The following is a 19,284-nucleotide window of genomic DNA, read 5'->3' on the forward strand; positions in this document are numbered from 1 at the left end:
TCAGGCCGCAGGGCGCAACGCCTGCGCGACCGCTCCTCAGAAATCCCCGTGCAAGCGCCCCGAGAAGATCGACACCGGGCCGCGGTCGGCGTTGTAGGCGGGGTTGTTGACGAACTGGTAGTCGGCGGTGAAGGTCAGGTATTTGTTGATGGAATAGGCGTAGTAGGCCTCGATGATGCTCTCGCGCCGGTAGTTCAGCGCGCCGTCGCCGATCAAGGGGCCGAGGCCGCCGGCGGCGAGGAAGGCGCGGTGGTCGCGCGACAAGCCGTTGGTCACGCCGGCGAGGCCGATCGTGTCGTCGGGACGGCCCCAGCGGGTGCCCTTGATCGAGGTGCCCAGCGACAGGCTGTTGTCGATGTCGGTGAACGCCATGATCTCGGTCTTGCCGTCGTTCCAGCTCCAGCGCCCGAACAGGCCGACATCGTCCGTCACCGCCTGGTCGAAGCTGACGACATAGCCGTATTTGCTGCGGCCGCGACGGGTCTGGGTAATGTCGGCGTTGAGCGCGGGATTGTCGAGCGTCTCGCGGTAGCTGCCGGAGAAGGTATTGTTGAAGAAGCCGATGGTGCGCAGATGGCCGGGCTGCGAGAACAGTTGATAGCGCGTCTCCAGCTCGACGACGTAGCTGCCGCGCTTGAACACCTTCATGTCGAAATTGTTCGAGTTCGAGGTCGCGTCGACCAGAAAATAACCGGCGCGCAGCGCCCAGCTCTTCTGGTTGAGCTCGGCTGTCGCGCCGTAGGTCAGGCCGAGCTTGTCGGCGGCGTAGTCGAAGGCGCCGGGCGCCCACACCGACCAGTTCATGAAGTCCTTGCGCGCGTCCTTGGCGTAGGCATTGCCATCGAACACGTCGAGCACGGGGAATTTGCCGACCTGCACGGTGAGCCGCGAGACGTCCTGCTTGCCCGATAGCTGCAACTGGCCGCTGCCGAGCAGCTCCTGCTCGCCGCCGAAGCCGAAGGTCTGGCGCAGGAACAGGCGCGAGGTGTTGTAATGCGGATAGGGGAAGTCGGACTTCTGCGCTTCGCCATTCGAGAAGCCGCCAAGGCCGACGGTGTTGCTGAGGCCGAAGCCCTGCAGCAGCTCGGGATTGTAATAGACCTCGCCGCCATCCCACAGCCGCGCGTTGATGTACAGGCTGTTGCTCCAGGTCTCCTGGAACTGGCGCGCGGGCGTCAGGCTGTTGGCGCCGGTGTAGGCGGCGCGGAACGCCGGATAGCCCTGGCCGATCACGGTCGCTTGGCCGTGGATCTCCCAGCGGTCGGATTCGGGATCGGACGGATCGCTCTTGAGCTTCAGATCGGGACCGCCGGCGAAGTCCAGCTTGCGGTTGAGCCCAACCCGCAGGGTCTGGAATTCGAGCGCGGAATTGTAGCTGGCACCGTTGGAGAAGCGGACGCCGGCGTTCTCGAAATGGCTGTAGAGATATTCGAGGCGCCAGCTCCAATGCGGCGCAAAGCTGCGCTCGATGCCGGCGCCGGCGGCCCAGCCGAGCCGCGTCGTCAGCAGCTTCTCGGTGTCGCCGGCCGCAGTGGTGTTGATGAAGCGGCCGCCGGTCCAGGCCAGGCCGCCGGTGGCATAGACCAGCCAGTCGCCCCTGACGTAGCCGACCCGGCCGCGGGCGGTGGCGACATAGTCCCACAGCTCGGAGACGTTCGAGCCGGGTGTGCCCAGCATCGCGACGGTGTGGTTGGAGGTGAGATAGTTCGGAAAGCTGAAATCGCCCTCGAGCCCGAGCAGCAGGCCGGAGCGGGTGACCCAGTTGTAGCCGGCCTGCGCGCCACCGGTGAGGCCGCTGAACGGGCTGCCGGCGCTGGCCGTCCCGCTCGGGTCGGTCAGGGTCGCTCGGGCATGGTCACGGGTATAGCCGGCATGGACGCCGACATAGAGGCCGGTCCAGTCGAACACCGTCTGTGCCATCCGGGCCTTGACCGGCAGGTCGGCGGCAGCAGCGGGGGCGGCGAGCGCGGCGATCATGGCGGCGGTCGCGATCGTCTCCCGGGTGCAGTTCGAACGGATCATGGCAGCAGATTCCCAAGGCGAGGCACACGACGACACCGGCAACGTCACACCTGATTGCCCGCGCACAGTCACGAGAAGATTACGGAGTAGATGATGTTCGATCGGAAGTGTGGATGAGCTGCGGCGATTTAGGGATGATTTATATTGCGATTAATTCGCAACAGCAAGCGCAGGGCTGGTTCATTCGGTTTCTGATTGCGGGTGTGGCGCCTGCGCAACAAAAAACCCGCCCGGGGCGGCCGGGCGGGTTGTCGAGATCGCGGATCGGGGCAGGTGGAAGCCCGGCCGTGGCGGATGGGGCGAGGCGGGCCTTGGCCGTGATTGGGCGGGGCGAGGCGAGCGCCCAGCATCAATAGCCGCAGGCCCTGACGCGGCCGACATACTGGCCGTAGACGTTGTACTGCGGCACCCAGCGGCAGTACCGATAGCCACCGCCGTAATAGTAGCCGTCGTTGCTGGCGGCGATGGCGCTGCCGACGACGGCGGCTCCGACGAGGCCGGCACCGACGCCCCAGCCCCAGTGATGATGGTGGAAGCCGTTGGCCGCAGCGGGCGTCGACGTCGCCGCGATGCTGCCGGTGACGGCGAGCGCGGTCAGTGCGAGGGCGGCAATCTTGGTCTTGATCGACATGGTCGAAGGCTCCTGTTTGCTATCGGGGCGGCCGGCGTCGGCCGCTTGCCAAATTGGACGGAGCCTTTTCGAAACCGGTTCGAATCGCCGGATGAGGTGCCCGGCGCCCTGAAAATTCGTTCGTTGATACAGGGGCTTGGCCTCGGTTCAGCAGCCCGGCAACGGGCCGCGGCGAAGCGTGTTCACGTCGAAGTTATCGACGTCCTCCAGCAGCGCGCAGAACGCCCGCGCGCCGTGGTCCAGCACGCGCTCGCCCTTCTCCGCCGACGCCTGCGTGGCATCGCCGACCGCACCGCTCGCATTCAGGTCCTGCGTCTGCCAGGCCATCGGCGCCGGCCGCTGCGTCGAGAGCACCTTGCAGGTGGTTTCCATTTCAGCGCCGCGCGAGGGGAAAGCGGCGATGGCATCGGTGCGCACCAGCGTGGGATGGCAGGCCAGCATGATCGAGGTCTCGACGGCGCCGCCGTGGATGCCGTGCCGCAGCTCATCGGCCGAGAACAACCCATCGGGCGCACCGAAGCGCGACCATGACGTCGTCACCACCAGCATGCGGTGATCAGCGCGCAGATCCTGCGCGACCAGGGTCATCGCAGCGCTGTTGCCGCCATGGCTGGTGACGATCACGAGCTTCCTGAGTCCAGCGCGCGCGACGCTGTCGCCGAGAGCACGCCAGCTCCGCAGCGCGACCTCCGTCGGCACGGTCAGCGTGCCCGGATAGTCGATATGCTCGGTCGAGATCCCCACGGGCTGCACCGGCAGCACCGTCACCGGCAGCGCCGGCGGCAGCAGCGCGCGGACGCGCGCGAGATAAGCCTCGGCAATGTAGACGTCAGTGCCGAGAGGCAGGTGCGGCCCATGCTGCTCGGTGGCGGCGAGCGGCAGCACCGCGATCCAGCGCGCGGTCTCGGGCGTTCCCGAGTCGGGCGCTCCAAAATCCGGCCAGTGCAGCTCGGTCCAGTCGCGGGGCGGCACGGTCATCGCGCGGGCCATTTCCTTCGTCCGTCGGGCAGGGTAGTTATCACCGATTGATCTTAGCATGTTCAGCCAGAAAGAACCGGGGAGACCAGACATGGCGCAGGCGCTTCTGTCGCGAACGTTAATGGCGGCATCGCTGGTCGTAGCCGGACTGATCTCGGCGGCTCAGGCCCAGATGCTGGACAAGGTCTCGTTCGGCACCAACTGGGTTGCCGAGGCCGAGCATGGCGGCTTCTTCCAGGCGGTCGCCGACGGCACCTACAAGCGCTACGGACTGGACGTGACGATCGTGCCGGGCGGTCCGAACGAGAACAACCGCATGCTGCTGATCTCCGGCAAGATCGAGTTCTTCATGGCCGCAAATACGCTGATGTCGTTCGACGCCGTCGCCAACAACGTGCCGGTGGTGTCGATCGCGGCGATGTTCCAGAAGGATCCGCAGGTGTTCCTGACCCATCCGGAGTCCAGGATCACCAAGCTCGAGGAGCTGAAGCCGCTGACCCTGTTCGTCTCCAAGGAAGGCATCTCCAGCTACTATCAATGGCTGAAATCGGAATACGGCTTCTCCGAGAAGAATGTCCGCCCCTACACGTTCAATCCGCAGCCCTTCATCGCTACGCCGCAGAGCGCAATGCAGGGGTATGTCACGTCGGAGCCGTTCGCGGTCGAGCGCGCCGCCGGCTTCAAGCCCGGCGTGATCCTGCTCGCGGACAACGGCTTCAACACCTATTCGACCCTGATCGAGACGCGGCGCGACCTCATCGAGAGCAAGCCGGACCTGGTGCAGCGTTTCGTCGATGCTTCGATCATCGGCTGGTACAATTACATCTACGGCGACAATTCCGCGGGCAACGCGCTGATCAAGAAGATGAACCCGGAGATGACCGATGATCTCCTTGCCTATTCGGTCGCCAAGATGAAGGAGTACGGCATCGTCGATTCCGGCGACAGCGTGGAGAAGGGCATCGGCGCCGTGACGGACGAGCGCGTCGCCAGCTTCTTCGACAAGATGGTGCGGGCCGGCGTCGTCAAGTCGACGATCGACTATCGCAAGTCGTATACGCTGCGTTTCGTCAACAAGGGCGTCGGCATCGATCTCCGGCCGAAGAAGTAGGACGCTCGAGCGGCGCTTTCAGCAAATGAGCTCACCCCCTTCGTCCGAGCGCGCCGTTGCGACCGCGGTATGCCTGCGCGGCGTCACCAAGGTGTACGAGTCCGGCGTCGCCGCGCTGGGGCCGATCGATCTGACCATCGCCAAAGGCGAATTCGTCTCGCTGCTCGGCCCCTCCGGCTGTGGCAAGTCGACGGCGCTGCGCCTGATTGCGGGTCTGGTGGCGCCAAGCGCCGGGACGGTGGATGTCGCCGCCTCGTCAGAGGCGCATCCCGGCGATCGCGTCGGCTTCGTGTTCCAGGAGCCGACCCTGATGCCCTGGACCAGCGTGCGCGACAATGTCGGCCTGCCGTTGAAGCTTGCGCGGGTGCCGGCGAGCCAGGCGCGTCCAAGGATCGATGCGGCGCTCGAGCAGGTCGGTCTCGCTGATTTTGCCGACGCCTTTCCGCGCGAACTATCCGGCGGCATGAAGATGCGCGCCTCGCTGGCGCGCGCGCTCGTCACGCACCCCGGCATCCTGCTGATGGACGAGCCGTTCGCTGCCCTCGACGAGATCACGCGCTTCCGCCTCAACAATGATCTGCTGGAGCTGTGGCGCAGGCTGAACATGACGGTCGTGTTCGTCACCCATTCGGTGTTCGAGTCGGTCTATCTGTCGCAGCGCGTGCTGGTGATGACGGCGCGACCCGGCCGGCTCAGTGCCGAGATCAGGATCGACGCTGACCAGCGCGATGATGCGTTCCGTGCCTCGCCGGCTTATGCCGATGATTGCCGCCGGGTCTCTGACGCGCTCGCACCGGCCTATACCGGAGTGCATGCGCTGTGAGCATGCAGGGTCGAGAATCGTCCCTCTCGGGCGCGCGGCTTGCGAGCCTCGCCTTTCCCGCGATCGTGTTCGTCGCTGCGATGACGGCGTGGGAGCTGGTTGTGCGCCTCAACGGCATCCAGCCCTATGTGTTGCCCGGGCCGCTGCTGGTGCTGAAGACGCTTGTCGCCGATTGGGACATTCTCGCGCAATCGCTGCTGACGACCCTGATCACGACATTCGAAGGCTTCATCGCCGCAGCGCTCGGCGGCATCGCGCTGGCGCTGTTGTTCAACCAGTCGAAATGGCTGGAATGGGCGTTGTTTCCCTATGCCGTCGTGCTGCAGGTGACACCGGTCATCGCGATTGCGCCGATGCTCCTGATCTATCTGCCGCAGCAAACGGCGGTGGTCGTGTGCGCCTGGATCGTCGGCTTCTTCCCGGTGCTGTCCAACACCGCGCTCGGCCTCAACTCGGTCGATCGCAATCTCGCCGGGCTGTTCCAGCTCTATGGCGCCTCGCGCTGGCAGACCTTGCGCTATCTGAAGCTGCCGGCGGCGCTGCCTTACATTCTCGGCGGCCTGCGCATCGCCGGCGGCCTGTCGCTGATCGGCGCGGTCGTCGCCGAGATCGCGGCGGGCAGCGCTGGTGCCGGATCCGGTCTCGCCTATCGCATCGCGGAATCCGGCTATCGTCTCAACATACCCCGCATGTTCGCAGCGCTGGTGCTGCTGTCGGTCGCCGGGATTGTCATTTATGGCTTGCTGGCGCTAGTTTCGCACCTCGTTTTACGGCGCTGGCATGAGAGCGCGCTTGGAAAGGACAACTGATGGCGGCGACTTCGTCTGACAAGATCGATGTTCTGGTCTATGGGCCGCTGCGGCCGATCCTGGAAAAAGGATTCCCGGACAGCTTCAACGTGCACCATGCGACGACGCAGGCCGATCTCGAAGCGCTGCCGGCGGACGTGAAGGGCCGGATCCGCGGCATCGCCGTGACCTTCCACACCGTGAAGACCGACGCCGCCGTGATGGCGATGCTGCCGAAGCTCGAGATGATCGCAAGCTTCGGCGTCGGCTACGATCACATCGCAGCCGCGCATGCCGGACAGCACGGCATCATCGTCACCAACACACCGGACGTGCTGACCGAGGAGGTCGCCGACGTGGCGCTCGGGCTCCTGATCGCGACGTGCCGCGAATTCATCAAGGCCGATCGCTTCGTTCGTTCGGGGGAGTGGAGCGAGAAGCCCTATCCGCTCAGCGTCGGCTCGCTGCGCGACCGCACCGTTGGCATGGTCGGCATGGGCCGCATCGGCCAGGCGATCGCGCGCCGGCTCGAAGCGTCGCTCGTCCCCGTCGTCTATCACTCGCGCAACCCGGCGGCGGGCGTCGCCAACAAACACTATCCCGACCTGCTCGCGATGGCCAAGGACGTCGACACGCTGGTCGTCATCGTGCCTGGCGGTGCCGGCACCAACAAAATCGTCAACGCCGAGGTGCTGAAGGCGCTCGGACCGCGCGGCGTCGTCGTCAACGTCGCCCGCGGCTCGGTCATCGACGAGCAGGCTCTGGTCGAAGCGCTGAAGTCCGGCACGATTCTCGCCGCCGGCCTCGACGTGTTCGAGAAGGAGCCGGCGGTGCCGGACGCGCTCAAGGCGATGGACAATGTCGTGCTGCTGCCACACATCGGCTCGGCTGCCATCGTAACCCGCAACGCAATGGATCAGCTGGTGGTCGACAACCTCAAGGTCTGGTTTGCCGGCAAGCCGCCGCTGACGCCCGTTCCGGAAACGCCGGTGAAAGGTCGCCGATGAAACGTCCGCTCCCATTGCTGATCGCGCTGCTGTCGGTGGCGGGCGTCCCTGTCGTCGCACAAGACGCCGCCAGCCTGAAGAAGGCGATGATCGGGCAGTGGGAGCTCGCGACCACCGAGCGCAGCAAGACCTGCGTCGTGACCCTGAAGCCGGACGTCGCGCCGCGCGGGCAGAAGCTCGAGCTGGAGCCGAGCTGCGCCACGGCGCTGCCCTTCACCAAGGACATCGCCGGCTGGAACGTGAAGGGCCTCGACATCGTCAGCCTCCAGGCCGCCAATGGCGAGGCGGTGATCGATTTCACCGAGGTCGAGGCCGGCATCTTCGAAGGCCTGCGTCAGGGCGAGGGCGTCTACATCCTGCAGAACCTGGCGGCGGCGCGGTCGCTGGCGAAATCCATGGACCAGATGATCGGCGACTGGGCCATGGTCCGCGGCAACGGCGCCACGATCTGCAGCCTGGTGCTGACCAACAACGACGCCGGCAATGATAATTTCCAGGTGTTCGTGAAGCCGAAATGCGATCCCGCCGTCGCGGCGTTCGCACCGAGCCAATGGCGGCTCGAGCATGGCCAGATGATGCTGATGTCGGACCGTGGCGAGACCTGGCGGTTCGAAGCGGACGACAATGCGCAGTGGCGGCTCGTGCCCGACAGCGCCAATCCGCTGATCATGCTCAGGCAGTAGACGACACGCGCGCTGCTGAGCGTCCCTGCCCCGCGGCAGTCAGGCCTCGTCCGGCATCGGACTTGGTTAACGATTGGTTGCGTGCGTGTTCCACCAATCGGAACTTGTTGTTTACGCATCTTGCGTCTGATGGTTGCGCTTCATCGAGGGAGCCCGCCATGCGTGAGCTATTGCGCCGGTTCAACAGGTCGCTGCCGTCGTTCAGCCTGAACGACAAGATCTCGGCGGCTGCGGCCGCATTCGCCGTCCTGGTGATGCTGTCCACTTTGGGCGCGCTGTCGGCGCTGCGCGAGCAGCGCCTGTTCTACGACCGACTCGAAGCGCTTGCCGCGGCGTCCCGCAACACCGAGCGGACCAACGCGCTGATCTACGCGGTCGTGATGGAATCGCGCGGCATCTACATGTCGGCGGACCGCACCGTCGCGCGGCGCTATGCCGATGCGCAGCTCGTGAAGCTGGCGCAGCTGAGCAAGGTGGTGGAGGAGTGGGAAGCCCAGGTCGCCGACGGTGACGCCGCGCTGTTCGCCCCATTCAAGAAGCGGATCGAACAATTCGTCGCATTCCGCACCGAGATGGCGCGGCAGACGATTTCGGTCGGATCGTCCGCGGCGCGCGAGCTCGGCGACAATGACGAGAATCGCGCGGTGCGCACCGCGCTCAACGAGGACCTCGAGAAATTGTCGCGGCTCTATGCCGACCGCACCCGCGAGCTCGGCGAGACGGCCGATGCGCGCGGCATGGCCGCGTTCTATCTGGGGGCGCTCGGAGCGGTGATCATCACGCTGATCGCGGCCGCGGCGCTGGCGCTGCGCTGGGGCGTGCTGATGCCGCTGCTCGACATCGCCCGCGTCACCGACCGCATCGCCGCCGGCCGCATCAAGCTCAAGATTCCGCACGCGCGGCGCCATGACGAGATCGGACGGGTCGCGCAGGCCGTCGCGACCTATCAGGACGGTGCATTCCGCCTGCATGAGCTCGAGCAGCACGAGGTCGAGATCGAGCGCCAGTACACCGACATCCTGCGCCAGCACGAGCAGCTCGAGCAGGGCGCGATCAGCAGCCAGCAGCGGCTCGATGCGGCGGTCGCCAACATGCCCCAGGGCCTGATCATGCTCGACAGCTTCGGCTACGTGCTGATGGTCAACGACCAGTTCCGCAGGCTGTACAACGTTCCAGCTTCGATCGCAAAACCCGGTGCACATGTGCGCGAGATCCTCGCGCATCGCGCCAAGGTCGGTCTGCTGCGGGAGAAGCCGTCGGAATATCTCGCCGCGCTCCGCGAGCGCATGAAGGAGCGCCGGGCCGAGATCTTCGAGGTCGAGCTCGCCGACGGCCGCATCATCCGCATCTCGGAACGCCCTGTGGATGGCGGCGGCTGGATCGCCACGCACGAGGACTTCACCGCGCAGCGCCGGGCCGAGCGCAAGCTCGCGCGCGCCGAATACTTCCTCGCCGCACTGCTCGAGAACATCCCGCAGGCGGTGCTGGCCAAGGAGGCGCAGTCGCTGCGTTACATGTTCGTCAATCGCGCCGCCGAGCGTCTGTTCGGCGTGCCACGCACGGACATCATCGGCCGCACGCCGGCCGAGCTGTTCTCCCCGCCGACCGGCGCGATCCTCGAGGAAGCCGCCCGCGAACAGCTCGCAGGGCGCGGCGACGATGAGCCGCGAGCCCATAGCATTCTCACGCCCGGAAACGGTCCGCGCGACATCGTCGTGCGCCGGCTGCCAGTCTCGATCGGTGAGGGCGAGCCGAAATATCTGCTCAGCATCATCGAGGACCGCACGCAGGATCAGCGCGCGGCAGCATGATGCGTCACTGGCAACGTCCGGGATTCCCCCGCCTTGACGTCGCCTTGATCTGCATCAAGAACGGCCTCGCCGGGTGGAATACCGTGCCCGAAACGGAGACCTGTTCATGATCCGACGTCTGGGGATTCCTTTCGCCACCCGCCTTGGCGCTGCCGCGCTGCTCATGCTTTCGGTCGCAGCGCCGCTGCATCAGGCTGCCGCGCAGGACGCGCTGGGTGGCGCCATCCTCGGCGGCGCCGGCGGCGCGATTCTGGGCGGCGCGATCGGCGGCGGCCGTGGTGCTGCGATCGGCGCGGTGATCGGGGCCGGCACCGGAGCTGCCATCGCGGCCGACGGCGAGCGCCGTCGTGGCGGTTATTATTCCTATCGCAACGGCTGCTATCTGCAACGCGGCGACGGCTCCTGGGTTCGCGCGCATCCGCGCTACTGCTACTAAGCCTTATCCGTCGGCCGAATTGGCCGCTTGGCCGCGCGATGAACGCGCGGCCGGCGACTTGGTTGCGCGCTCCAGCACCTGGATGACGCGCGGATCCTCGCAATGCGCGACGTTGAAGCGCATCATCGTCGCGGCGGATTGCGCCGCGCTGAAGACGTCGCCGGGCGCGAGCACCACGTGCTCCTCGAGCGCGGCCTGGGCCACCTCGATCGCCGTACAGCCGTCCGGCAACCTGCACCACAGATGAAAGCCGCCGCGTGGCATCAGCCATGGGGCGATACCGATGCGCTGCAGCCGTGCCGCCACCCGCGGCCGCGCTCGCGCAAGCCGTGCCCGCAGGTCCTCGACGTGCTTGCGGTAGCTGCCGCTGGTCAGCACCTGGGTCAACGTCTCCGCGGCGAATTGTCCGGGACCGCCGAAGCCGGTCGCGATCTGCAGGTCGATCAGCGGCTCGATCCAGTCCGCGCGCGCCGCGATGTAGCCGCAGCGCACCGAGGCCGACAGTGTCTTGGAGAAGCTGCCGACCAGGATCACCCGCGCAAACCCGTCGAGCGCGGCGAGCCGCGGCGACGGCGCGGGTTCGAAATCGCCGTAGATGTCGTCCTCGACGATGATCGTGTCATGCGCTGACGCGGCGTTGAGCAGCCGGTGCGCCGTCTGCAGCGACAGCGTCGCCCCGGTCGGATTGTGCAGACCGGAATTGGTGATGTAGAGCCTCGGGCGCTCGGCCGCGAGCACTGCCTCGAACCGGGCGATGTCGGGTCCGCCCGGCGTCATCGGCACGCTGACGATCCGCGCCTGATGCGCGCGCAGCAGGGCGAGGAAGTTGAAGTAGCAGGGATCGTCGACCAGCACGGCGTCGCCGGGACGCAGCAGCATGCGGCAGATCAGGTCGATCGCCTGCGTACCGGACGAGGTCAGCACCAACTGCTCGCTGAACGCGTCGATGCCGATAGCGGCAAGGCGGCCCTGCAGCAACCGCCGTAGCGCCGCCGATCCGCGTGCAGCGCCGTAGTCGCTCAGCACCCGCCCGCCGCCGCGCGCCAGCGCGCGGACCGCGCGCCGCAGCGCGTCCTGCGGCATCCACTCGGCCGGCAGCCAGCCGCAGCCGGGCGTCAGCGTTCCCGGCCCGGCGTCGAGCGACTGCCGCGACACCCAAAACGGGTCGACCGCGCGCGGACGGCGCGGCTCGCGATCGCCGAGGGCCAGCGGCGGCAGCGCCGTATCGGCGACATAGAAGCCGGAGCCGCGCCGGGCGCGGATCACGCCTTCCGCGGCAAGTCGGTCATAGGCCTCGACGACGGTGGCTGGCGAGACCCCCATCGCCGCGGCGAAGGCGCGGATCGAGGGCAGACGCTGGCCGGCGCTGAGCGCGCGCGTCGCCAAGCGCTGCCGGATCGCATCGACCACGGCGATGGTCCGCGTGCCGCCCCGGCGGAAATCGCGCGTCACTTCTCCCAAGTGTGTCGCCCTTTGCACCAATACAGATTGTGGAAATTGTATCGGTCTGTCGCTGCCGCAACAAGCCTGGTCGGGCTATGGGATCTGCGAGGAGGAGCCGTGCATGAAGGGATCGATCGAAGGCTGGGGGAGCGGCATCGTCGGCATGACGATCTTCAGCGGCTCGCTGCCGGCGACGCGGGCGGCACTGGAGGGTTTTTCGCCGCTGTTCCTGACGGGCGCACGCGCGACGCTCGCGGCCGTGCTGGCCGCGCTTTGTCTCATGCTGCTGCGTCAGCCGCTCCCCGGCCGGCGCGATCTGGTGTCGCTGGCAGTCGTGTCGCTCGGTGTCGTCATCGGTTTTCCGCTGCTCACCGCCCTGGCGCTCCAGCACATCACCTCGGCCCACGCGATCGTGTTCGTCGGTCTGCTGCCGCTGTCGACCGCCTTGTTCGGCGTGCTGCGCGGCGGCGAGCGGCCGCGGCCGTTGTTCTGGCTGTTCGCTGCGCTCGGGGCTGCGGCGGTCTCGGGCTTCGCCCTGTCGCAGGATGGCGTCGCGTCGCCGATCGGCGATCTCGCGATGATCGCCGCGATCATCGTCTGCGGCCTGGGCTATGCCGAGGGCGCCATGCTCACGCGCAGGCTCGGCGGCTGGCAGGTGATCTCGTGGGCGCTGCTGTTGTCCGCGCCGCTGATGCTGCTGATGGCGGTGCTGACGCTGCCTGCCGCATCCCGTGACATCACGGCCGCGGCGTGGCTGGGCCTCGCCTATGTCTCCGTCTTCAGCATGTTCGTCGGCTTCGCCTTCTGGTACCGCGGGCTCGCCCGTGGCGGCACTGCGACGGTGGGCCAACTGCAACTGCTGCAGCCCTTCCTTGGCCTCGGTTTCGCGAGCCTGCTGCTGCATGAGCCGGTGTCGGCAACGATGATTGCCGCAGCCGGAATCGTCGTCGTCTGCGTGGCGATGGCGCGCCGCTGGGCGTAAGCCGTCGGCGGCTATCTGCGATGATAGAGTCCGGTGAAGCTGACGCCGGCGCCGCCGCAATCATTGTTGTCCTCGACCAGCAGAAGCGCGCCGATTCGCTGCAGGCGCACGCGGCACTCGTCGCCGGCATTCGGCCGCTCGAACGGCGTGCTGCCGTCGTCGACAAAGGCAATGAGGCCGCCCTTCGGCTCTGCCGTGGCGCCGAGCGATCCGTTGCGCAACTCGCGCCCGGCCGGCAGCACCTGATCGCCTTCGATCCGGAGCCGGTTGCCGGCCTCTTTCCTGATCGTCAGCCCCCCTCCAGGGTGCTCCCAGCTTCCGGTCCAGTCGGCTGTCGTCGGCGCGGCCATCGGCTCGACGGCGGTGAGGGCAGCGCGCGGCAACCAGCCGGTGGTCCAGATCTGTGCCTTCGCATGCGGCTGCTGGTAGCTGACGCAGACGAAAGCGCCGCGGGTCCTGTCGACCAGCACGAGGTCGTCGCGGACGAGGTAAGCCTTCTTCCGGCAGGCGTCGGTCGCAGCGGGACAGCTGGCGGCCTTGAAGTCGTCGTCATAGGGGCTCTTGACGAAGTTCACCCGCGGCTGGCCGCTCACTTTGGCCACGACGAGCGGCCGCGCATCATCCCAGCCGACGCCATTGCAATTGGCGGGATCGTTGGCGTCGTAGGCGGCGGCCGCCGTGAGGGGCAGGACGCCCAGGATCAGTCCGATGAAGGCCGCGCGCATCCGTCGTTCCTCTCCACGCTTCGCCAGCATTAGCCGGCGCGGGAAGACGGCCGGTTCAAACCGGCCCGACGTTTCGTCTATCCCGCTCGTCTATCCCGCGGCGATCTTGGCGGCTTCGCTCGCCGCGCGCTGCATGCTGTTCGACATCTCGGTCGTCACCGTGCTCTGCTCCTCGACGGCTGCCGCCGTCGAGGTCACATACTCGCTCACATTGTGAATGGCCTGCTTGATCTCGCCGAGCGCCAGCACCACCTCGCCCGAGATGTTGTTGAGACCTTCGATCTCCTGCCCGATCTTGTCGGTGGCGTGCTTGGCCTGATTGGCGAGGCTCTTCACCTCGGAGGCCACGACGGCGAAGCCGCGTCCGGCCTCGCCGGCGCGGGCGGATTCGATCGTCGCGTTCAGTGCCAGCAGATTGATCTGCCCGGTGATGTTGTCGATCATCTCGACGATGCCGCTCATCGCTTGCGTCGCGGCGGAGAGATGCTGCGCCTGGGTGTCCGCCGCCCCGACGCGATCGACTGCGCCCATCGCGGTTTCCCGCGACTTGGTCATGGCCTCGGAGATCTCGCGCACGGAGGCGTTGAGCTCCTCGGCGCCGGCCGCAACCGATTCCATCATGCCGCGCACGCGCTCGTTGCCCATTCGCACCAGAACCTGCTTCGTGACGTCGGTCGCGTATTTGACGACCTTGAACGGCCTGCCGTTCAGATCGAGGATCGGATTGTACGACGCCTGGATGTAGACCTCCCTGCCGCCCTTTCCGATCCGCTTGTATTCGCCGGCCTGATATTCGCCTCGGTTGAGCTTGGCCCAGAAGTCGCGATAGCCGGCGCCGTCGCGCTCGATTGGCTCGACGAACATGCTGTGGTGCTTGCCGCTGATTTCGCCGAGTGCATAGCCGAGCGCGGCCAGGAAATTGTCGTTCGCCGTGATCACCGTGCCGTCCATGTTGAACTCGATCACCGCCTGCGACTTTCCGATCGCCGCAATCTGGCCGGCCAGATCGGCGGTCTTCAGCTTTGCGGCCGTGACGTCAGTCGCGAACTTGACCACCGCGAACGGCTTGCCCCGCTCGTCGAGGATCGGATTGTAGGACGCGAGAATCCAGACCTCCTTGCCGTTCTTGCCGAGCCGCTTGTACTCGGCCGCCTGGTATTCGCCGCGATTGAGCTTGGCCCAGAAGTCGCGATAGGCCGCGCTGTCGCGCTCGGCGGGCTCGACGAACATGCTGTGGTGCTTGCCCTGGATTTCCCGCAACTCATAACCCATGACCTTCAGGAAGTTTTCGTTGGCCGTGGTGACCGTGCCGTCCATGTTGAACTCGATCACGGCCTGAGAGCGGTCGAGCGCGGCGATCTTGCCACTGTCCTTGAGGTGGGCGATCTTCTTGGCCGTGATGTCGATGGCGATCTTGACGATCTTGCAGGGCTTGCCCTTGGCGTCGAGAACCGGATTGTACGAGGCTTCGATCCAAACCTCGCGGCCGCCCTTGCCGATCCGCTTGAATTCCGCAGCCTGGAAGTCTCCCTTGTTCAACGCGGCCCAGAACGCGCGATAGTCCGCGCTCTCGCGCTGATCCGCGGGCACGAACATCGAATGATGCTTGCCCTGAATCTCCTCGAGGCGGTAGCCAAGTGCGTCGAGAAAGTTCTTGTTCGCCGTTCGGATAGTGCCGTCCATGTCGAATTCGATCATGGCTTGGGAGCGGCTGATGGCAGCGAGTTGAGCCTCTGCGCCTCCAGCGGTCTTGCGAGCGAACATCGAGCGGAGTCCTTCCAGATGGGAGCGAATTCGATGATGGTATTTGCGGGTTGTTAGCTGTACGCATCTACCGGCGGCAGAGAAGGGGACGGCCCGAACGAACGACCTGCCGTCGAACCTTCCGGCACACTGAACTAATTCAGCCGACAGCATCTCGGCTCTTAGCAGGGGAGATTCGCGTCGTTCGCGAGCCAGCTAACATCGACGAAAGTGGCGAAATCTTCTTAAGATTTGCGCTTCGGCGTTTAACGAATGTTATGCACTTGTGCTCGGGATCGTTCCTGATTTAATGCTGCCGTGATGCGCACAGAGAAGCGCCCCTGATGGGGAGACAGGACATCGGACCGCCGACGAGATGTGCCTCTTGTCCTGCCAGCGACAAGGGATTTTGCGGAGCTATCTTTGCGTCGTGCGGCGATCGAGCGGCTTTCAAGGAGCTGGATCAACGCTTCTTCACGGTCGCGGCCGGCCATCCCGTAGGAACCGACTCGGACATCATCGTCCTCTGCAGTGGATGGGCGTTCCGCTATCTGCCGTTCAGCGACGGCAGGCGGCAGATCGTGAAGTTCCTGTTCACGGGAGATTTTGCGTCCGTCCGGATGATCTTCTCGAACGTGCCGTCGCGTGCGGATTTTTCCGTCAAGTCGCTCTCGGATGTCCAAGTTTGCGCTTTCCACGTCGGCGCCTTGCGCAGGAAGTGCCTGACTGATCCCTCCCTGGTGGCGCTCGGGTTCGAGCTGCTCTTGCAGGAGAGGTCGGACGCGTATGAGCTCGCGAGCGTTCTGGGACAGCGCCCCGCCGAAGGCCGGATCGCCTTTCTCATTCTCAGCCTGATGAGACGGGCTAACGCGGGCCGGCTCGATCAATCTCGAAGATATTCGCTGCCGCTGCGCCAGCAGCACATCGCCGACACGGTCGGCCTTACCACCGTTCACGTCAGCCGCATCCTGGCGCAGTTTCGCGATCGTGGCATGCTGACGATCAGCGAGGGCAGCATCATCGTGCACGACCTGCCGGCGCTCGAGGACGCGGGTGCGCTGACATAGCCTGAGCCGCCTTCGCCGTACGAGGCATCGCAAATGCCGCTCGGAGCTGCGCCGCCGTCGGGCAGGAGGTCATCGCATCCGCGTAGCCTTCACATCACCCCGATGCTCTTCAGGCTGGTGTGGCCGTTCTTGCCGACGATGATGTGGTCGTGAACCGTGATTCCCAGCGGCTTGGCGATCTCCACGATCGTCTTGGTCATCCGGATGTCGGCCTGTGACGGCGTCGGATCGCCCGAGGGATGGTTGTGCACCAGGATGATCGCGGTGGCCGACAATTCGAGCGCCCGCTTGATCACCTCGCGTGGATAGACCGGCGTATGATCGACGGTGCCGGTCTGCTGCACCTCGTCGGCGATCAGCTGATTGCGCTTGTCGAGAAACAACAGCCTGAACTGCTCCTTGTCGGCGAACGCCATGCTGGTGCGGCAATAGGTGATGACGTCCTGCCAGGACGCCAGCGCGTGCTTCTGCCGCACCTCGCCCCTGGCGATGCGGTGCGCGGCGGCGGCGATCAGCTTGAGCTGGGTGATCGAGGCGTCGCCGACGCCGTCGATCTCGCGCAGCCGCGGCTCCGGCGCGTGGATCACCTCGGCGAACGATCCGAACGTCTTCAGGAGCGCCTTCGCCAGCGGCTTGACGTCGCGCCGCGGCAGCGCGGCGAACAGCACCATCTCCAGCAGCTCGTAGTCGTTGAGCGCGTCGGGGCCGGCGCTGTGAAAGCGCTCGCGCAGCCGCTGCCGGTGGCCGTGATAGTGCGGCGTGTCCGGCGGCGTATCGTTGGAAGGAGGGGCTTTCTCGGGCATCGGCGTCAGCATGCCGTGATGCCGCATTTTTGCAACCTCGAAGTGCTCGCGCGCCATGGGGCGCGCCTTGCTAGGCCGCGCGTCCCGTCAGCACGACGGCGAGGCCGACGATGAGCGAAAACGCTGTGGGATAGAAGGTGAGCGCAAAGCCGAAGGCGCGGCCCGCCGCGCCCCAGGCATAGCCGAGCCAGAACAGCAGCCGCCCGAGGCCGAACAGGATCACGAGCGTGAGCAGCAGCGGCGCGGGATGAGGCAGCGTCGCCGCCAGGCCGAGATGCACCGTGACCGCGAGCGCGGCCTGCTCCAGCGTGTTCTGCAGAATCGCATTTCCCCTGCGGACCGCATCGCTCGCGACCGTGGTCGCGCTGCCGGCGATGTCCTGGGCCGAGAAGAAGCGCAGCCGGGCGACATTGCCGATCGCGGCGAGCAGCCAGACGATCACGAACAGATCGAGCCGCAGCGCGATGGCGAGGCGCTCTGCGGCGGGCTCCGCAGGGCCGTCGCCTCGCCACAGCGCGACGCCGATGGCCGCGATCGCGATCAGCGCGGCTGCGGCCATGCCGGCGGCGACCTGGGTCTGCTCGCGATGGAATGCTGCATCCTCGGCCATGGCGATCGAGTCCTCCTGGGGCACCGGACGACGTCCATTTTGCCAGTCCGGCGATCCTGCTTACAATGGCAGACCGCGGAGGAAGGCTTCGATGCTGGCGAGGACGGGCCTCTGGTCGCCGGCGAACATCCAATGGTCGGCGCCGTCGAGCTCGACGAAACGTGCGTGGCGGATCTGGCCGGCGAGATGCCGCCCGGCCCCGACGACCACCGCGCGATCGTGGCGACGGTGCAGCACCAGGGTCGGTGCGGATATCCGTGCGAGCAGGTGGCGCACGTCCATATCGCTGAAGGCTTCGAGCAGGCCCTTGATGGCGCCGGGGCTGGATGCTGCGCGAAGCAGTCCGGCCCACCAGGCGCGCGCCTGGGGATCGCCGGCCAGGCTCGGCGCGAACGTCTCGATGCCGGCCGGTCCGCCCCATCCGGCCACGAGCTGCCGCAGCCAGATGCCGTACTGGCCGGCCTGCAGCGCATGCGGATAGTCGGCCGCAGCGCTGCCCTTGGCGAGCGAGGCGAACAGGATCAGCCCGGCGACACGTTCGGGATGGTCGGCCGCGAAGGTGATGCAGGCCGGTCCGCCTTCGGAGGCGCCGAGCAGCACCGTGCGCCGGCTGCCGGCGGCGTCGAGCACGGTCGCGATGTCGCGCGCGGTCGCCTCGACGCTCGGGCTGAAACCGACCCGGTCGGAGAGCCCGATGCCGCGGCGGTCGAACAGGATCAGACGGCCGATTCTGGCGAGCGCGGACAGCAAGGCCCGGCAGCGCGGCTCCTCCCAGATCCGTTCGACATGCGAGACGAAGCCGGGCAGCAGCAGAATGTCCAGCGGACCGGCGCCGTAGGTCTGATAGGCGAGATGAACGCCGTCGCCGAGGACATAGCGCGTCGGCGGCGCGCTTTCGCCGTGGGCCGCGACGCCCTGCGCCAGCAGCGCCAGCGTCTCCGCCTCGGGGGGCACGCCGAGCTCGTCGCGCAGCCGCTGTGTCAGGGCGCCGAGATGGCGCTCGGCGGCGGCGCGGTCGCCGGCCAGCAGCAGGCTGCGGATCAGGGCGCGGCCATAGACCTCGCTGAGCGGATCGAACGCGACGAGGCGTGCGGCATGGACGACCGTGGCGGCGCCATGATCACCGGCCGCGCTTCGGTCCTGCACCACGCGCTCCAGCGCCTGGACTGCCCGGCCGCGCAGGGCTTCACGCCGGAAGAACGCCCATTCCTCGAACTGCGGACAGTCGCCGGGCGTGAAGCCGTCCAGGAAGTCGCCGGAATAGAGGCGGCAGGCCAGCTCGAATTCGCCGCGGTCGCAGGCCGTTTCGAACAACCCCGAGTCGACCTCCAGCTCGACCGCGGCGGCCCATCGAACCGTCGCGCGATCGATGGTGAGGCAGCCGTCGCCGAGCGTGAGCTGGAGCCGGTGCAGCAGGCGGCGCAGCCTTGCGCGCGCCACCTCTTCCGAACTCTCGGGCCAGAGCATCGTCGCCAGCACGTCCCGCGCGACGGGGCCTTTGGCTTCCGCCAGATAGACCAGCAGGGCGAGGCCCTTGCGCAGCGCCAGCGTGCATGGCTGACCGTCGCGATGCAGCTCGGGGAAGCCAAATGTCCGGACGCGGAACTGAACCATCGGGATG

At 66.6% G+C, this 19,284-nt stretch carries 18 protein-coding genes; 9 read left to right on the forward strand and 9 right to left on the reverse strand.

Annotation, left to right across the window (positions count from 1 at the left end; all coding sequences use genetic code 11):
* Positions 1-36 precede the first annotated feature (36 nt).
* The 3 genes from ACQR1X_RS04850 to ACQR1X_RS04860 all read right to left on the reverse strand — a co-directional run bounded on the left by ACQR1X_RS04850 (position 37) and on the right by ACQR1X_RS04860 (position 3,643).
* The gene (locus ACQR1X_RS04850) at positions 37-2,022 is read right to left on the reverse strand and encodes a carbohydrate porin (RefSeq protein ID WP_316183141.1); all 1,986 of its coding nucleotides are present in this window, start codon (positions 2,020-2,022) and stop codon (positions 37-39) included.
* 349 nt (positions 2,023-2,371) lie between these two features.
* Positions 2,372-2,653, reverse strand: a complete 282-nt coding sequence (locus ACQR1X_RS04855; RefSeq protein WP_315752260.1) for a hypothetical protein — start codon at positions 2,651-2,653, stop codon at positions 2,372-2,374.
* Between the two features lie 147 nt (positions 2,654-2,800).
* Positions 2,801-3,643 carry a creatininase family protein gene (locus ACQR1X_RS04860; RefSeq protein ID WP_410053196.1) on the reverse strand — a complete coding sequence of 281 codons (843 nt, stop codon included), beginning with the start codon at positions 3,641-3,643 and terminating at the stop codon, positions 2,801-2,803.
* 109 nt (positions 3,644-3,752) lie between these two features.
* Here ACQR1X_RS04860 and ACQR1X_RS04865 point away from each other — a divergent pair, with 109 nt between their 5' ends.
* The 7 genes from ACQR1X_RS04865 (at position 3,753) to ACQR1X_RS04895 (ending at position 10,290) form a co-directional block, all read left to right on the forward strand.
* Positions 3,753-4,742, forward strand: coding sequence for an ABC transporter substrate-binding protein (locus ACQR1X_RS04865; protein WP_434898599.1), 990 nt, complete (start codon positions 3,753-3,755; stop codon positions 4,740-4,742).
* A gap of 25 nt (positions 4,743-4,767) precedes the next feature.
* Positions 4,768-5,565, forward strand: a complete 798-nt coding sequence (locus ACQR1X_RS04870) for an ABC transporter ATP-binding protein (RefSeq protein ID WP_315800528.1) — start codon at positions 4,768-4,770, stop codon at positions 5,563-5,565.
* A 2-nt stretch (positions 5,566-5,567) separates the two neighbouring features.
* The gene (locus tag ACQR1X_RS04875; protein ID WP_315800527.1) at positions 5,568-6,374 is read left to right on the forward strand and encodes an ABC transporter permease; all 807 of its coding nucleotides are present in this window, start codon (positions 5,568-5,570) and stop codon (positions 6,372-6,374) included.
* Positions 6,374-7,360, forward strand: coding sequence for a 2-hydroxyacid dehydrogenase (locus ACQR1X_RS04880; RefSeq protein WP_315800526.1), 987 nt, complete (start codon positions 6,374-6,376; stop codon positions 7,358-7,360). Before ACQR1X_RS04875 ends, ACQR1X_RS04880 begins: the two co-directional genes overlap by 1 nt.
* Positions 7,361-7,446: 86 nt before the next feature.
* On the forward strand, positions 7,447-8,043 hold the full coding sequence (locus ACQR1X_RS04885) for an AprI/Inh family metalloprotease inhibitor (RefSeq protein WP_315800906.1): 597 nt from the start codon (positions 7,447-7,449) through the stop codon (positions 8,041-8,043).
* 158 nt (positions 8,044-8,201) lie between these two features.
* The gene (locus tag ACQR1X_RS04890) at positions 8,202-9,854 is read left to right on the forward strand and encodes a PAS-domain containing protein (RefSeq protein ID WP_316183138.1); all 1,653 of its coding nucleotides are present in this window, start codon (positions 8,202-8,204) and stop codon (positions 9,852-9,854) included.
* A gap of 106 nt (positions 9,855-9,960) precedes the next feature.
* On the forward strand, positions 9,961-10,290 hold the full coding sequence (locus tag ACQR1X_RS04895) for a hypothetical protein (RefSeq protein ID WP_316183137.1): 330 nt from the start codon (positions 9,961-9,963) through the stop codon (positions 10,288-10,290).
* 3 nt (positions 10,291-10,293) lie between these two features.
* Here ACQR1X_RS04895 and ACQR1X_RS04900 read toward each other — a convergent pair whose 3' ends face one another.
* Positions 10,294-11,751 (reverse strand): PLP-dependent aminotransferase family protein, encoded by a 1,458-nt coding sequence (locus ACQR1X_RS04900; RefSeq protein ID WP_434898434.1) that lies wholly within the window; start codon positions 11,749-11,751, stop codon positions 10,294-10,296.
* A 103-nt stretch (positions 11,752-11,854) separates the two neighbouring features.
* Here ACQR1X_RS04900 and ACQR1X_RS04905 point away from each other — a divergent pair, with 103 nt between their 5' ends.
* Positions 11,855-12,715, forward strand: a complete 861-nt coding sequence (locus tag ACQR1X_RS04905; RefSeq protein ID WP_316183135.1) for a DMT family transporter — start codon at positions 11,855-11,857, stop codon at positions 12,713-12,715.
* An 11-nt stretch (positions 12,716-12,726) separates the two neighbouring features.
* On the opposite strand, the gene ACQR1X_RS04910 is transcribed toward ACQR1X_RS04905, so the two are convergent.
* Complete coding sequence (locus ACQR1X_RS04910; RefSeq protein WP_434898435.1) at positions 12,727-13,440, reverse strand: hypothetical protein; 714 nt, start codon at positions 13,438-13,440, stop codon at positions 12,727-12,729.
* A 90-nt stretch (positions 13,441-13,530) separates the two neighbouring features.
* Positions 13,531-15,204, reverse strand: coding sequence for a methyl-accepting chemotaxis protein (locus ACQR1X_RS04915; RefSeq protein ID WP_316239339.1), 1,674 nt, complete (start codon positions 15,202-15,204; stop codon positions 13,531-13,533).
* Between the two features lie 560 nt (positions 15,205-15,764).
* Here ACQR1X_RS04915 and ACQR1X_RS04920 point away from each other — a divergent pair.
* Positions 15,765-16,250 carry a Crp/Fnr family transcriptional regulator gene (locus ACQR1X_RS04920; RefSeq protein WP_434898436.1) on the forward strand — a complete coding sequence of 162 codons (486 nt, stop codon included), beginning with the start codon at positions 15,765-15,767 and terminating at the stop codon, positions 16,248-16,250.
* An 89-nt stretch (positions 16,251-16,339) separates the two neighbouring features.
* Here ACQR1X_RS04920 and radC read toward each other — a convergent pair whose 3' ends face one another.
* The 3 genes from radC to ACQR1X_RS04935 form a co-directional block, all read right to left on the reverse strand.
* On the reverse strand, positions 16,340-17,053 hold the full coding sequence (gene radC / locus ACQR1X_RS04925; RefSeq protein WP_315800904.1) for a RadC family protein: 714 nt from the start codon (positions 17,051-17,053) through the stop codon (positions 16,340-16,342).
* Between the two features lie 70 nt (positions 17,054-17,123).
* Positions 17,124-17,663, reverse strand: a complete 540-nt coding sequence (locus ACQR1X_RS04930; RefSeq protein ID WP_315800519.1) for an MAPEG family protein — start codon at positions 17,661-17,663, stop codon at positions 17,124-17,126.
* A 60-nt stretch (positions 17,664-17,723) separates the two neighbouring features.
* Positions 17,724-19,277 carry an alpha/beta fold hydrolase gene (locus ACQR1X_RS04935; RefSeq protein WP_434898437.1) on the reverse strand — a complete coding sequence of 518 codons (1,554 nt, stop codon included), beginning with the start codon at positions 19,275-19,277 and terminating at the stop codon, positions 17,724-17,726.
* Between the last annotated feature and the right edge of the window lie 7 nt (positions 19,278-19,284).

Origin of the sequence: Bradyrhizobium sp. HKCCYLRH3073 (genome assembly GCF_051167995.1) — a bacterium.
GTDB lineage: Bacteria > Pseudomonadota > Alphaproteobacteria > Rhizobiales > Xanthobacteraceae > Bradyrhizobium.